Here is a 15,855-nt window from a genome sequence, read left to right on the forward strand (position 1 = left end):
GTGAAGCTTTACGAGCTTTCTTAAGACCTGGTTTGGAAAGTATGAATTTCAGTTGGACTAAAAACAGCGTAATATCAAGACTTTTCTCCGCTTTTATAAAAGCGTTTTTCCAATCAAATTCAACTAATTTTATCTAAATGGTGTGGATTTTACCCCCAAAATTACAGAGAATGGAGCTGATAAACACTAAACGTTCACACCATTAGTTAAATGATTTTTTTCATCATTTTTCTTAGATGATAGAACTTCTAATTTATTTCTTATTCAAGCAAAAACAACCTGCTATAAGTAAGAAAGAGGAAGATACAAGAAAAACACGGCGTAAAAACCGATTCAGTTCATTGTCCTCAATCCTTGTCTGCTTCATTTTCTTTTACGAGATCGTTTTGTGAATCTTTTTCAGAGAGTTTTTGATCAATATACTTGTCAATGTTTTCATAAAATTCCTTGGTCGCTTCACTATCTAATGTTGGCGAGTTCTGAACTTGATTCACTTTCAATTGAACAGATTGAATACCGTAAGAGGCTTGTTTTTGGTGGAGTGTTTCTAATTCTTCTTCTGAAATCGGATCTCCAACAACCGTCAAGACCAATTCATTGTTACTTGACTTGTAGACTTGATTAATAACCGTATAATTGGCGAACTCTTTTCCTACAAACTGTTTGATCCCTTCTTTGCGCGCTTGTTCTATTGTCAGAGTAACTGCCGAATAGCTGGCTGGAAGGATCAATAATACAATCAAGGATATCAACCCAATTTTCATTTTAATGTTTAGCTCATTAAATGAACTTAAGGGAGATTTTCTCATAAAAATTCTTGTTCCAACAATGTTGATTAGCATGATAAAGACACAGTTGATCAAGAAAAGATAAAGAGCCCCAAATAAAAATCGTACATTTCCATTATCCTGCAGTGCAGATAGGTGGCATCAGAGCTGTTGCAATGGCTACTCCTGGTACGATATTGTTTGCTTCTTTTTTCCTTGAACCAATGAAACCTGCTATCCCACCCGCGATAGCAATGAGAACATCCCAAATGGTTGGAGATGTTCGTGCAATCAACTCGCTACTTGCATAAGATAAGGGAGAAATCCAGAAATATAGAGTCGATACAAGCAAACTGACCAATACTTGAGTAAATAAAACCTCTAGAGATTGCTTGATTAAACGCGTATCAAAAATAGCTAAACCGAATCCCAGTCCAACAATCGGTGTCATGAGAGGTGAAATTAACATGGCTCCAATAATAACAGCTGTTGAATTCATATTTAGACCGATAGAGGCAATAAAAATTGCACACATCAAAATCGCTGTATCTCTCAATCGAACATGAAGGTCATCGTATAATTTCTCACGGTATTCCCGTGTTGAATAATTGGCAGTCATTTGTCCTCTCCTCTTTCCTTATTTAAATCGGTATAATAATTAATAATAACAGCTGATAAACAGCCAAAAAATATGAGCCCATAAATCGTCAAGAAGACACTGGTAATCCTTCCAATCAAGGTCACAGCTAGGAGATCCCCGTAGCCGACAGTCGTCGAAGTCACAAAAGCATACCAAAGACCGTCTCCGTAATTTGTGATAGCAGGTTCAACTAGGAAAAGCACGCCTCCTGACCCAAAAACAAAGGTCACAAAACTCAGAGCAAACCGAGTAAAACCCGTAACCTGTATAATATGCCATAACATTTTTAAACGTCTCATTTGTTCTCCTTATTCATACTAGCTCCTGACCGAGCCGTTTTTTCCAATAATCAAAGTGAAGATAGGACATGATCTCCATCAGAGAAAGATAGACAAACTGATAGATCTGATTTAAGCTGATTATCAACTGATATTGTTTGAAAAATGACTGGAAGAAAGACCAGATATGACTGTCTTGAATCAGTCCCTTCTTAACATCAGACAGGATATTAGCTAAAGCTCCCAAGGACTGAAACGGTAAATCCTTGACATTTATATAGATCCGGTCCACCACATCATTCAGACTGGTATCTTGGATGGCATGAAATTCTCCAAAGAGAACTCCTGCCGCTCCAAGAGTAGAAACAAATTCCACCAAATAATTTCTGAGGAAATTTTCTCAACCTTTTCCCATAATGTGTTTAGTGCCATCCATAACGATCCCAACCAGAAAAAGGAAAGAAAACAAGCAAAGAAATTTTGCCGTAAATCCCAAAAAGCTTCAAGACTTGGTGTTGTTGGTTTTTCTAACTCTAAAATCAAGATGGTCATAATAATTGCTAGAACAGCATCTGTCAATACAATTAATCTGTCTTTCTTCATCGGATTGCATCCCCTTTCTTTTTTGTAACATTCTATCTTATCGCATAATATTGGATATTCTTTCATAATCCGACTACAAACAAAAATAAACCAAAAAGTCTGTCCCTATTATGCTATATTTAACTCTAGAAGTATTCATCCATCTAATTAATAAATATATCATATTTCACAATAAATGAATACTATCAAAGATTCATCCCCTTTCACTTCATCATTTAGTGTTGCTTAGATTTATCAAAAACAACCAAATTTGTATTAATTTCAAGTATCACCTAGTTACAAAAATTTGGGGTGAACAGAAAAAGCATCCCGTATTTTTGATACGAAATGCTTTCAATAAGTTTAAATAAGTTTTAACGTTTACTAAATTGTGATGCTTTACGAGCTTTTTTCAAGCCTGGTTTGGAAAGTATGGGTTTCAGATGGACTAAAAATAGCGTAATATCAGGGCTTTTCAGAACGATATCTACTAATTGATTTCATAAAATCTGAATCAATATTTTTTAAACGGGGAAATAGTTTAGGTCTCTAAGCATTAAAATAATACACCTAACTTTGGTCACCGTTTTTTAGTTATTCACTCTTTTTTCGGATAGTGTTTTTAAAGTTATGATGTAAAATGCCGCAATTAAAACACTATACATCATAATCGGAGGATAGACAATTAAGGATAGAATCAATCCCACTCCTTTAATTATTAGGTCAGGTATCAATAACTTTCTATATTGTGCGGTAACTTCAAGTAATTCTTTCTGATCTATATTGGGTTTATCAATTACTTTATGTAAAAACCAGTTTGCTACCGTTGAAACAATAACGATCAGTCCATAAAAGAGCTGTGCCGTATGATTCATGAAATGACTACTAACTATTCCAGTAGCATAGGGCATAAATGAAACAAAAAATAAAAGATACAAATTCTTTCAAATTTCTCCCTTTTCAATTTGCCTAACTTGACCTGCATTACCTAGGTCGCTTTGCTTTAAATTATACTTTTTTCTTAAACATTTGATACGAGTAGGTATTTCTTGTGAGTAATTTTCATCAAAAAATTTCATATATAATCTCCCTATAATCATGGAAAAGTAGTAAAAATAGTTGTTATCCTAGTTGATTAAAAAAATCTCTGATTTCCTCATCTTTTATAAAATAATATATAATTTTCCCCTCTCTTCTAGTGTCCAAGATGTTTTGATTGGCTAGTTTACGAAGATGGTGGGAGGCAGATGCCATACTGAGATTTAGTAAACAGGCTATATCACAGACACAGAGTTCTTCAACAGCAAGAAGATAAAAGATGATATTTATCTGTTTATTATCGGTAAACTTTGATAAAATACGAAGTGATTTTTGGACTTTTTCCTTTTCAAGGTAGTTCGTTGCGGTTGTAACATTTTGTTGATTTATAATATTCACTTGGCATATACTATCTTTTTTCATAATTTTTTCTCCTAACCGAACACAGTCCTTAGCATGTCAAAGCTGTTGTTTTCAATCAGGATATACATCCCCAATCCTAAATAAACAACGGCAATAAACCATCTGCTATATTTTTCCAAAGTTTCTCCAACAGAAGGGACTTGTGCCAATTTTTGGGCAGAAAAAACCAAGAGATAAATCATGACTAGAAAAGTAAGTAAAGCCACTATCAAATTCGCTAAATTTAAGGTAATAAAATATGGGACAAAAACACCAATATTGTCAGCGCCACAACTTGCAAAAGTAATCATAGCTACTAGAAAGATCAGGTTTTTATTGTCTTTTCGCAAACCATCTTTTGCAATAGCTTCTCCATCAGAATCTCCTAAAAGCAAAACTTTGAGGCCTAGGAAAATTGGAATCAAACCGAGTAAACCTAAAATCTCTTTACTAGGAATATAATTTAAGACAAATGCAAAAAGCAAACTTAGGAATATTAGACTAACAGAGCCTAGAAATTGTCCTAAATAGATGTTAATAATGTCCTTTCTGCTTTTTCTTTTGGCAAAAAATAACATTAGGATAATAAGTAAGTCTACGGCTGTCCCAGAATACAGGATTATTGAAGTAACAATATTTTGAATCATAAAACACCTCATTCAAATATATTTTTGAATGTATTCTAACATTAACCTTTGTAGATGTCAACTTAAAATCCACCAATTAATAATTGCATGTCAATATTTGTATTGTGAAACTAGTTTCAGAAATATATAGTCTTAAAGTATGTCCACTGCCAATGGTTTTTTCAATATTTAAAAGGAGAGAACCAATTTGGTCCTCTCCAGGGTATAATTTTCCACCAACCCACTACAGTTGACAAAGAGCCGTTATTCTCAAATGAGACAACTCCTTTTAGTTTTTATAACCTCAGCTTCTCGGTCTCTTACCTACTTTTAATAGAAAGACTACGAAGGACGATTCTTAAAGTAGTCAGATTGTGCAATATCGAAAGATTAGATGGGCTTAACCAATTTAACAACCCAAATCCAATTAAACTTCCATTTATTACAACTGTTTCTTGAATATTTCTTTGAATTAATTTCTGCAACGATTCAGATAAAGAATTCAATTCCTCGAAGAAATCTAAACGATTATCTAATAATAAAATATCACTCATCTGCTTAGAAATATCAGCACTTTCATTCATCACAACCCCAATATCTGCAAGCGTCAAGGCAGCAGAGTCGTTTAACCCGTCTCCAACCATCAAAATAGTTCGGCCAGCTTTCTGTAATTCCTGAACCAACTGAAACTTACCATCTGGTTTTAAATCAGTATAAACGTTGTCAAATGGCAGATCTTTAACCAACTCTTCTGTTCTAGCCAACGTATCACCAGTTGCCAGAATCAGTTTTTTCCCTTGGCGCTTTAGCTTTTTCAATGCAACTTTCGCCTCGCTTCTCAAGGGAGTGTGGATACAAAACATCCCAATTAATTCTTTCTTATAAGCCAAAAACAATAAATTGTAATGAGTCTTATATTGCTCAATCAAGGCCAGCTGCTCAGAACTAATTCTTACCTGTTCGTCTTGCATTAGTACATAATTTCCAATGACAACCGATTGACCATCAATTTGCGATTTAATCCCTTTGCTTGCAACATACTGAAGCTTGCCATGCATTTCTTCGTGTTCAATGCCTTCAATTTCAGCTTGTTTAACAATTGCATTGGCAATAGGATGATAGATATGTTCCTCCAAACATGCACTTATTCTTAAAATATCTTTCTCAGTATAATCTCCGAAAGGAAGAACCTTTTCAACCAAAGGATAACTCGTCGTGATGGTACCCGTTTTATCAAACAAGAAAGTATCCACTTCCAGATATTTTTCTAATACATCACCATCTTTAATAACCATTTCTCGATTTAGACCTTCCTTTATGGCCGTAAGGTAGGCTACAGGTGTGGATATTTTTAGAGCACATGAAAAATCCACCAATAAAAAGGAAATGGCTTTTGAAAACGAACCTGTTAACAGATAAGTCAAACCAGCACCTAAGAAGTTATATTTTACAACCTTGTCTGCCATCCTAATAAAATGACGTTGTTTTGTCTTCTTACTCTCTTCAGATTTTTTCATCAGATTGATGAGTTGCAAAATACGACTGTTTATCTGATTATCAGTCACACGAATTCTTAACTCTCCTGTTTCCAAAACAGTATTCGCACATACAGAATCTCCCTCTTTCTTTTCAACAGGGAAGCTCTCTCCAGTCAAGGAACTCTCATTGACCATGCCTAATCCTGAAACCACTTGGCCGTCAAACAAGATTTCATTCCCTTGGGAGACAACTAATACATCACCTACTTGAACATCAGAACTCTTGATGCTGATGACCATGTCTCCCCGCACTAAGAAAACATCACTTTCTTTAGCAAGAAGGCTTTGTTCCAAATCTGTTGCTGTTTTTTTTAAAGACCACTGATCCAGATGATTACCCAAATCAAGCATAAACATGATGTTGCTAGCTGTCTTGGATTGGTTCATAAACAAGGACAACAAAATGGCCGAACAGTCCAAGACCTCCATGGTTAGTTCCTTGCGCGCTAAAGTTTGATAGGCTTCTTTGACATAACCCAAAGCCTGATAACAAGTCCAAATATAACGAATAGGGTAGGGTACAAAACTTCGAAACAGCAAACGCTTAATCGCTGCACCCGATACAATTGAATAAGCACTCTCTTCTCTACGAATGGGAAGAGTCATCAAGTCCGAAACTTTCCCCTTGTCAATTTTTTTTAAAAAGGCCTCTGCATTTTCTAATACAGAGAAGCCTTCTTTCATACGTAGAGTAAAGTGCTGCTGATCCATATAAAACTGAATAGAGTCGATCCCTTTTTCATCTTTAGCCAAGGAACGAAGATAATCTTGAATATCCAAGGTCAGTGAAAACGAGGACGATAATCGGATATGTTGATATCCTCTGTGTAGCACTTTAAAAGACATATTATTCACCTGTCAGGCTATCTAATTGTTCTTCTTTCTTTTCCTGTTCGTATAAATATTTAGCGTCTTGTAAAACATCATCACCGTGTTGTTTTACAACAGAAACAGATGCATCCAGTCCATCTTTCAATTTGTAAGCTTTAGCCAAGGCCTTAGAATAGCCTTTCTTAGCTTCTTTACTTGCTAAGACTTTCAAGCCAAGCGTCCCAAATGCTACCCCTCCTAAGAAGAGAGATGATTTTTTCGCAACTTTTGCGACGTTTAATACTTCTTTTAACATGTTTATTTCCTCCTTGTAACTATTGTAGCGAAAAATGACAGCAAAAGCAATTGCTGATATCTGATATATAGATAAAATTCTCTATACTGATATCTAATTATATTATGATGAAAACAATATACTTTATTTTTTGATACTGTCAATAATTATGTGTAAACACTCAAGTAGAGTTATGGAGTGTTAATCAAATAGTCTTAATAAAATCTTCTGTTTGAGTTTTTAAGAAATCATCAGGATCCTTAAACTCAACTTGATAATAATTCATTCAATTTCACCTCTTTTTATTGATAATTTAAGTTTACAAAAAATTTTTTTAAGAGTAATCTCATTATTTGTTTAACAAATTACTAATAAAATCCTTGTTAATTGCCAGCTAAAAGCAAATAACCAATGTAAGACTTATTGTTTAGTTTACCAATTTGTATAAGAAACAATCATTTAGGAGTGACGATGGTATATATACCTAAAATAGAGATACACTATTTTAGTGAATCTTGGGTCTTTCTCGAGTAAATATAGTTGCTAAGGTATTAGCATAAAGTTCAGGTGTGAAATCTTGATTTTGAACCTTCTCCAGTAATTGTACAAAATATTCCTTCTCAGTACCCTTTGTAGTAGAAATCAGATCTAACAAAAATCTATTTAATTCACCAGCTGCGTTTTCTGAGTTGTAGGATTCATAAAATTTTTGATAAAATTTATCGTATTCCTCGTTTTTTTTGAGTAAGTTCACTTCCTCTTGCTTATCTAACAGTTGTTGATAAGAGACATTAAGATCAAGCCAATCTTTTTCAAACTGCTCGAGTAAATTGTCCGAGACTTTTTTCCTATTATAATATAATTTTATCAAAGGTATAATATCTATCCATACCTGATCAATAAAAACTTTAACAATCTTGTCTTTAAAGATAAGTAAAGGCTTATCATCACATGTATGCACACGATATCCATTTGTCTGTAATTCATTTATCAGGTCTTCAATATGAGTTTCTGATGTATTGACTATATATTGTTTCAGCCATTGTGGCATATTAGGATCTTGGATATGCCAAGACGCGCTCAAATATTTACAATCATTTCTTCTGGTTTCATCTTTTTCTAGACGACCTGGTACTCGTGTGCTAGAAATGGTATATTTTTCAATGATATCTCCCTTTTGATAATATTCATTATGAAAGCGTTCGTATTTATTGGGTCTATGAATTTTTGTTCTATAAATTAATTCCATTACTATTCCTTTATTTTTCATAATTTGTCAAATTAAGCTAGAAATTTCACCTGGCTCATTTAAAATTGATACAGAGTTTTGTAGTTCAAGGACTTCCTTGAGATTCGATTTCTCTTATCAGCTAGAGTTGATATGAATATTTGGGAAAGTCCACTGAAATCCATCCTCCTTAGAGGTCCATAGTGTCTAAATAAAACATTAGAATGTTCATGATCCTGGAACATCCAAAAGATATAAACTCAATATAAGTATATCATAAATAACAACATTTTGACTTTCCGAAAAATAACAATTTTCCCGAAAGTTATTATTTGCTGTTATAATAGACATTTCTTCATTTTTCCGTTATAACAGACACTGACACACTCTCGTAATATTATTTGATATAATTAAATTTATAGAAGGGGGCAAAGATCATGAGAAAAATAATAGGTATACTACTACTTTCGTTATCAATAATTACGTTAATTGCTTGCTCTAAAAACAACTACCAATCTTTAGATGGTGAGTATTATTGGTTCTCAAGTGAAAGAAACAAGTTCTCCTTTACTATTAAACGAGAAAATGCTTCCATTTAGCATGGAGAAGCCGACAGCTTTACTATTAACAAACAAAAGAATACGATCGAATTAACTGGACAAAATATCGCACGTCGAACAGAAGAATATTCATTTAAAGATGGTGTCTTTTCTATTAATATCAGTGAAGTTAAACACGACTACTATCTAAGAGCTAGCGAAGCATATAAAAACGCTCTAAAACAATATGGATATAAATAACATCATTCACACCTATTTTACCGAATAGGTGTTCTTTTGTGCTAAATAGGTTACTTCAAAAAACTTCTAAGCTTGTTATTAACCGAATAGCTTATATTTCATGCAAATTAGCTTAAGCAAAAAGATTGGATTATAATTTATTATACAATGGATTCATGAATAATTTAAAAGAAACAAATATTAGAAAAGCCATTTGGCATATTAGACGTCACCTAAACGAACTATTGAATTCACAAGATGAAAAATATAGAAAACATGAAATGTTTCATCTAAGATCTAGTATTGATTGTTTAGAACGTGTAATGAACAACGAAAAACCCTATCCACCTTTGGATAGGGAAGATGTATTTTAAACAAACTATGTTATATTATTTTCTATAACTGATAGATAATTGATATACTTAACTCCAAATAATACAATTTTTAAAGATTGAAAATTTATAATCTCTGATTAATTAAACTTAGCATTCTTTATTCTTATACTCTTCATTTCGAGCAGCGTCTATTATCGTATTCGAAAACAATTCAATCACATCACGAATTTTTTCATGTAACTCCTTAAAATCTTCTATCGTCACAACACCATCTAACCGGTTAAAATGATCACCATGTGCAATGAAATTTCGATTTTGAAGCAACTTCTCATCTATCAAAACTTCATAAATAGAGAAAGGTTCTATTGAAATTCCTATTGTTATTAAAATTTCCCTTAGAATCTCAAAATTTAAATTACTTTTTGCAGATATTATATCATTTATAGGTATCTTTGATTCTTCATTCTGCTTCGAAAAAACTGTCTCTATTAGCTCTGTTCTTTTTGTTGATTTTTTAGTTTTACTGGTTTCATCGATTAAATTTTTAATCCCCAACATTAGGAAATTTTTCTTTAAATCACTATATCTAAGCTTTTGACACGAAACAAAGTTTAAATAGTATTCTGCAATATTTTTTACAGCTCCTTCCCAATGAGAATAAAGTATAACTATGCCATACTTTATATACCTTTCTTTTGTTTTATTATCCTTCTCGAATTGAACAGCTTCAAGATCAAATTTTATCCCAGATAAATCCTTTTTCCGCCAAGCCATCTCTTTATCAATTTTTTTTGTAAGTTGCTCAATAGTGTTTATCTTACTCATTACCAAAATAGTTCTTTCCAAACGAGGTTAAATTTACGATTCTAGGAATTGCTCTTGCTCCTGCTTTAGTATTTTCAATATACTCTTTTTGTTCATAAATTTTATTGATTTTCTGTATCAATTCTTCATTGCTCATCTCCATAAATGTTTCATAATTCAATAATGCACCAGATAAAATCACCTGATAACTACTCACTAAAAATGGGCCTTTATATTTTCCATCCTCGTATCTCTTGAATACGTCTTCCCCGAAAACATTATGAAGTTTTTCAACTATTTTTATAAATTTTTCTCCAAATTCATCAAATGAAATTTTACCTTCTGCAAACTTGATAGTTTCTTTATCGAGCAGCTCCGAAAGATCACTGTACTGGATTAAATCTTCACTTTTAGAAGCATACGAAATTAAAGCTCTTAGAACTAGTTCCATTTTATATTTCTCATTTTCTTTTTGGTCAGTTATTGTAACAATTTCTGAGAACTTTATATCTTCAGATAGTTCTTTTATTAAAGTGTAAAAATCCATTGAAGTCATAATCATCAAGCAATTTCTAACTTCTTGTCCCGATAACTGTGTCCCTCCTGTATTTAGGCGTTGAAAAAGTTCATACTTGGTATTAGAATCACTTTCTTTTTTTACAATAATTACATCGATTCTTGATCTCTTAAAATCTATCTGTTGCTCTTTTGGAAGATCTTCCCAACAAATCCCTTTTAAAGATGGGAGATAGTCAGTTTTTTCAAGAATAAGTTGTGGTGCTAGTTCACCTAAATCATTTCTATAAACTCCAACGAATTCAAAAATTGTTGAAAGCCTCTGTACTCCATCAATAACATCCCACACTCCATCATCATTCTGACTAACAAATATTGAAGGAATTGGAATATTAAGCATAATAGACTCAATTAGCTTGGTTTTCTGAAAAGGTGACCATCTATATACTCGCTGAAACTCTGGATGAATATCAAGTTCATCATCTCTATAAAGATTGATTAATTCTCCAATAGACATCTGATATGAATCTCTATAAATTTGACTTGATTTTTCTTTAATCTGAAGTTTAAGTCTATCTAACTGCTCTTTATTAATTTCTGCCTCTAATTTTAACATCATAAATCCTCTTTAATTATTTGCTATATCTATTTATATTTTTTTTCGACCACGCTAGATATGTCATATTTAAATCAATATCTGTTTGACCACTCAACAACAACTGCTCATCTACCCACTTCACTATATTATAAATCGACTCATTATCTCTGAATTTTGAATCTAATTGCTTAAATAGATCAGAAATGTTTTTTAGACCCTTTATCATAGGAATACGGACATTTTTCAAATCTCCTGGAAGAATTTCTAATGCTCCTCCACCGAATACCCTACCCTCTAATTCAACAGATAGCATCGCCGGGGAAGAATAGAACAAAAATATTAGTTCTTCAATACTATAACAAGAAGAATTTTCAATCTTTAATCTATGGAATGTATCTGTACTTACTGCCTGAGATAAATTTTGAATTAATTTAGGATATTGTCCAATTCTTCTTAATAAGAATGCATCAGGTACCCAAATTGAGGGGATTTCATACCACTTATTTCGTATTTTTAGTTTATATCCTTTATTCTGTTCATTTATTTCTCCATAAGAAATATAATTCGAAGCCCCTGAATTAAGTGGTTTATTATTAAAGTCTAGTAGCCAAATATCTTTATTTAACTCATCATTTAATTCTATATCAGATTGCGAATAAGTGATTCCAAAAGTATCTACACTCCTACCTAGTAACGGTCTAACATATTCTTTTAATGAAAATTCAACAAGTGTGTCCTTATTTATAACAAAGTACTTATTATTTCCCGTTGTAATTCCTACTTCAATTTTAGCTAAATCTGTTATAGGAATCGTTTTTCTTTTCAAAGTACGGTCATAATATCTACGTTGATCATTAGGAAGATTAAGACTAGACCATTTGTCACTCTCAAAATCAGTATATTCATCTAACTCATATCTTGAAATATCTCTTTCAAGTTCATCCTTATCTGTTATATGAATTGTACGTAGTTTTATCTCTTCACCAATATAACTCTTCTTAATTCCCATTACCAGGATCACATCCTGCTGAATCCCATCAAAAACTAAATTTTCAAAAGTGACAATATTGAGCTCAGAAAATACTTCTCTAAAAAAAGTACGAAGTTGCTTCGCATAAGAAACCTGAAGTAGATCAGTTGGAAGAACAAATGCAAATTTTCCTCCTGCTTTTAACATTTCTAAAGTTGCCACAGAAAAGGCAACCCAAGAATTAATCAACTTATTTGCTATTAAGCCGTTATTCATCAGAATATCACTTTGAAATTCTCTTTGAGATTCAGATAAAAATTGATATCGAATATATGGTGGATTTCCTAAAACTACGTCAAAACTTTGATCAAATCGTTGTTCCTCATAAAATTTGTAAAAATCATCAACAAGAACTTTAATATCACAATTTAGATTAGTTGGAATTTTTTTTGATTCTTCTTCATTTATTTCGATAGCAGTAATTTGGGTTTCTCTATTAATCTCCTTTATCCTTCTTAAAAATTGACCATCTCCAGCAGAAGGTTCTAAAATCCTTTGCGGTCTATCTGATTCTATAGTCCAACGTAACATAAAATCAACAATCTCATCAGGTGTGTAATACGCCCCCATCAGCTTTTGTTTCGTTTGATTTTCCTTTATATTCACCTTATATTACCTCATTTTGATTTCAAGCAACTCATCAAATGTTGAATTAATTTGATCAATTAAGATTTCTTTTTTTGATTTCAAAATTTCCTTTAACCTACGACTGTTTTGTTGATCAATTTCTTCATTGAGATTGCTTATGTCACGTACCAAAGCGTTTATATAATTGTATTTTTCAATTTCAATTTCTGAATTAAAATTTATTGGCAGCAAGGGAATATCTTTATATAATGCTGTACCATGACTATAAAATTCACCTTCAAAAGAGCTACCAATCGTTTGAAAAATCAAATCCGTGAACTGGTGGCTTAACCAAGCCTGTATATATTCCAGACTATATTGAGAATTTTCTTTCAAAAACAAACCAATGTAGCCAGCAGTTCCACCAGAAGCATAAATAAAACTTTTAGTATCAATATTGAAATTAGGTTGATTAGACATTACACCTACAATTATCTTAGGTTCAGTTATCTCTTTCAGAAATTGAGATCTACCAAATTGATACCATATAATTTCTGTACTAGATCCTCTAACATCTCTACTACCTCCCATCGCTTTAGGTAATAACTCAGTTTTGTGATCAAAGAAATATTCATAGACTCCACTATATTCAGACTTCAGCTTCGACTCAGAAATTATTTTCCCTTCTGAGTAAGGAAAGATAATATAACTATCCGAAATTAGTGTACTGTATGATCTTCCTACCTTATTTCCATTTGGTTTATAGAAATCCTTTAGAAGCTGTTTCTCCAATTTATATTGTTTACCATTTTTATCATAAAAAATTGAATCTTTACAACTTTTAGTTTTTGCTTTAGGAATAATATAAACCGAGTTCCTACTAGTCTGAACCCCATTTTTGGGAGTAATAACAGTTTCTATGCTAGGAAAATTATTTTTTGCAAACTCATATTGAGTCTTTAGCCGAATATCATCTGTCAAAAACCAATGACTGCCTGTTAAGTCATCTAGAGAATATTGCACCCCTTTTTTATCTTTATACACTTCATCCGAACCTGAAATTTCAACATATTCAAAGTGTTCAGATTTAGACAAATGTACTACTGATACATAGTTTGTTGCCGTAGGAAAAATCTGAGTATACTTAAAGTCAAAGATTTTTTTTAGAAACATTTTTGATTTTAAAACATCTCTAATTCCTTTTCCAGCTTCTATATTAATAAATTTGTTGGGAACTAAAAGGATTATATCTCCATCGTCTTTAACAACTTTTAAAGATCTCTCCATAAACAATAAATATTTATCATATTGTTTTATTGTAGATTTATAAATCTCGTCATATACAGCAATTTCTTTCGAATTTGTAGACTGTTTTATATCTTCTTTACTTAGATAAGGTGGATTGCCAATAACTACATCATATTTTTCACTTAACAGTCCATCCAACATTGGGTTGATTTCAAATAATTCTTCCGATGAAAGATTAAGTAAATCGAAATCAGACATGCTCACAAGAGAATTTCCACACCTAATATTATTTTCAAGTTTAGGTAATATAGGTGTCACTTTTTCAACCCTTTCTTTTCCTTCGAAAGATAGTATCCGAAGCATTAACGAGAATCTTGTTAATTGAACTGCTTGACTATTAATATCAAATCCTACCAATACCTCTTGGATGATCCTTTTCTTTACATCAAAAGGTACTAACAAAGGATTAGGAATCATATTTTTTTCATCTGCATACCATTGGGTTAAATATGCTTCTATATAATTATAAGCCTCAATTAAAAATATGCCCGATCCCACTGCTAAATCAGCGATTCTTAATTTCAGGATTTCATCAGGATTTTTCCCATCTAACTTTTTAGATAAAACTCTCTTAACCATAGATACCACTATATTATCTGGAGTAGAAACCACAGCTTTTACAGAGGCTGATTTTGTCTTTTTGAGTCTTACTTCTCCGTCTTCAATTACTAATTCTTCCTGTAGAAAATACTCATAAACTTTGCTTAGAATAGATAAATCAATTACTGAAAAATCATAAGATACATTAGGGAAATATAAATTTTCTACAATATCCGTTAATAAATTAGAACTTATTTTAGAAATAATATTTGCGTCAGTAAAGAGTCCTGAATTATATTTTCTATCTAGTTTTTTAAAATATTTTATATAGTCTGGTTGCTTCAGTATCTCATTTTTTAGCATTTCTGTAGATTCATAGTGGTTATCTTCCGCAAATCGTAAGAAAATTATTTGATTCAAAAAATCTTGGATTTGTTCATTCATTAATGCTATACTACTGAAACCGCCATCTAAGTAATACAGTTCTTGACCAATATCTTTTCTCCATCTGTTCAATTGACTCAGAAAAATAGTGTCTAAAGATGTTTTTGTTGAATCAAGAGGTGAAATATCAGAGGTCCATTGATCAAATTTTCCTTTCACCACTGACTCCCTTGAAAGTAAGTCATAAATCTCATCAAACTTCTCTACGTATTCTGTATAATGATAATATTTATAACGATATGTTTTAGAAGTATCATTTTTAGTTGGCATAGCATAGGTTAAGTAAATCACAAGATATTCAAAGTTAGTTAGGACGGATATCTTATGATTACTATTCCAACCATACCGTCTTGTTTGAATAGCTGGATCTGCTTCATTAAAAATATCTACACTGACTTTCTTAGCTTCGATATAGAACCTACTTATCCCGTTCATCCTGATAGTATAATCAGGTCTATCTTTTTTATTTTCACTTGAATACTCTTCCGCAACAATCTCTCTATCATTGAATGAGAGTCCCATTGGATTCGTAATATCCCAACCAAGCAACTTCAAAAGAACATCAATATACTGTTGCCTTGTCATTGCCTCGTTGTATGTTTGATCTTTTTTATAGTTTTTAAAATCAGCGTTAAAACGCTCTACCAATTTTTTTAATTCTTGAATTTCTATCGTGTTTTCCTTCATAATGACCATTATATCAATTTTGCATCACTTTCTGTTAGAAATT

General features: G+C 32.2%; 14 protein-coding genes and 1 pseudogene. All 15 read right to left on the minus strand.

Annotation, left to right across the window (positions count from 1 at the left end; genetic code table 11):
- Positions 1 to 347 precede the first annotated feature (347 nt).
- Positions 348 to 1,386 (minus strand): annotated as a pseudogene (locus HMPREF2780_RS02330) (DUF389 domain-containing protein).
- Complete coding sequence (locus tag HMPREF2780_RS02335) at positions 1,383 to 1,706, minus strand: potassium channel family protein (RefSeq protein ID WP_001253404.1); 324 nt, start codon at positions 1,704 to 1,706, stop codon at positions 1,383 to 1,385. The pseudogene HMPREF2780_RS02330 and the gene HMPREF2780_RS02335 overlap by 4 nt, the downstream one beginning before the upstream one ends.
- A gap of 13 nt (positions 1,707 to 1,719) precedes the next feature.
- Positions 1,720 to 2,061, minus strand: a complete 342-nt coding sequence (locus HMPREF2780_RS02340; protein ID WP_000397556.1) for a hypothetical protein — start codon at positions 2,059 to 2,061, stop codon at positions 1,720 to 1,722.
- Complete coding sequence (locus HMPREF2780_RS02345; RefSeq protein WP_004240734.1) at positions 1,986 to 2,288, minus strand: TMEM175 family protein; 303 nt, start codon at positions 2,286 to 2,288, stop codon at positions 1,986 to 1,988. The genes HMPREF2780_RS02340 and HMPREF2780_RS02345 overlap by 76 nt, the downstream gene beginning before the upstream one ends.
- Positions 2,289 to 2,857: 569 nt before the next feature.
- Positions 2,858 to 3,142, minus strand: coding sequence for a hypothetical protein (locus tag HMPREF2780_RS02355; protein ID WP_233994368.1), 285 nt, complete (start codon positions 3,140 to 3,142; stop codon positions 2,858 to 2,860).
- 69 nt (positions 3,143 to 3,211) lie between these two features.
- A complete protein-coding gene (locus tag HMPREF2780_RS11835) occupies positions 3,212 to 3,346 on the minus strand; it encodes a hypothetical protein (protein WP_023024363.1) in 135 nt (44 codons plus the stop codon).
- A 43-nt stretch (positions 3,347 to 3,389) separates the two neighbouring features.
- Positions 3,390 to 3,728, minus strand: coding sequence for a Cd(II)/Zn(II)-sensing metalloregulatory transcriptional regulator CadX (gene cadX / locus HMPREF2780_RS02365; RefSeq protein ID WP_000711085.1), 339 nt, complete (start codon positions 3,726 to 3,728; stop codon positions 3,390 to 3,392).
- Positions 3,729 to 3,739: 11 nt separating this feature from the next.
- The gene (locus HMPREF2780_RS02370; RefSeq protein WP_045500067.1) at positions 3,740 to 4,354 is read right to left on the minus strand and encodes a CadD family cadmium resistance transporter; all 615 of its coding nucleotides are present in this window, start codon (positions 4,352 to 4,354) and stop codon (positions 3,740 to 3,742) included.
- 299 nt (positions 4,355 to 4,653) lie between these two features.
- On the minus strand, positions 4,654 to 6,717 hold the full coding sequence (locus tag HMPREF2780_RS02375; protein WP_002893754.1) for a heavy metal translocating P-type ATPase: 2,064 nt from the start codon (positions 6,715 to 6,717) through the stop codon (positions 4,654 to 4,656).
- 1 nt (position 6,718) lies between these two features.
- Entirely contained in the window at positions 6,719 to 6,997 is a 279-nt protein-coding gene (locus HMPREF2780_RS02380; protein ID WP_002893755.1) for a DUF6110 family protein, read from the minus strand.
- 484 nt (positions 6,998 to 7,481) lie between these two features.
- Complete coding sequence (locus HMPREF2780_RS02385; RefSeq protein WP_105026080.1) at positions 7,482 to 8,225, minus strand: hypothetical protein; 744 nt, start codon at positions 8,223 to 8,225, stop codon at positions 7,482 to 7,484.
- A gap of 1,240 nt (positions 8,226 to 9,465) precedes the next feature.
- A complete protein-coding gene (locus tag HMPREF2780_RS02400) occupies positions 9,466 to 10,143 on the minus strand; it encodes an MAE_28990/MAE_18760 family HEPN-like nuclease (RefSeq protein WP_105026060.1) in 678 nt (225 codons plus the stop codon).
- Positions 10,136 to 11,257: a DUF262 domain-containing protein gene (locus tag HMPREF2780_RS02405; protein ID WP_233994369.1), complete on the minus strand. Its 1,122-nt coding sequence runs from the start codon at positions 11,255 to 11,257 to the stop codon at positions 10,136 to 10,138. The genes HMPREF2780_RS02400 and HMPREF2780_RS02405 overlap by 8 nt, the downstream gene beginning before the upstream one ends.
- Positions 11,258 to 11,270: 13 nt before the next feature.
- A complete protein-coding gene (locus tag HMPREF2780_RS02410; RefSeq protein WP_105026061.1) occupies positions 11,271 to 12,872 on the minus strand; it encodes an Eco57I restriction-modification methylase domain-containing protein in 1,602 nt (533 codons plus the stop codon).
- Between the two features lie 6 nt (positions 12,873 to 12,878).
- Positions 12,879 to 15,821, minus strand: a complete 2,943-nt coding sequence (locus HMPREF2780_RS02415; RefSeq protein WP_233994370.1) for an Eco57I restriction-modification methylase domain-containing protein — start codon at positions 15,819 to 15,821, stop codon at positions 12,879 to 12,881.
- Positions 15,822 to 15,855: the final 34 nt, after the last annotated feature.

It is taken from the genome of Streptococcus sp. HMSC062B01 (assembly GCF_001811085.1).
Lineage (GTDB): Bacteria > Bacillota > Bacilli > Lactobacillales > Streptococcaceae > Streptococcus > Streptococcus gordonii.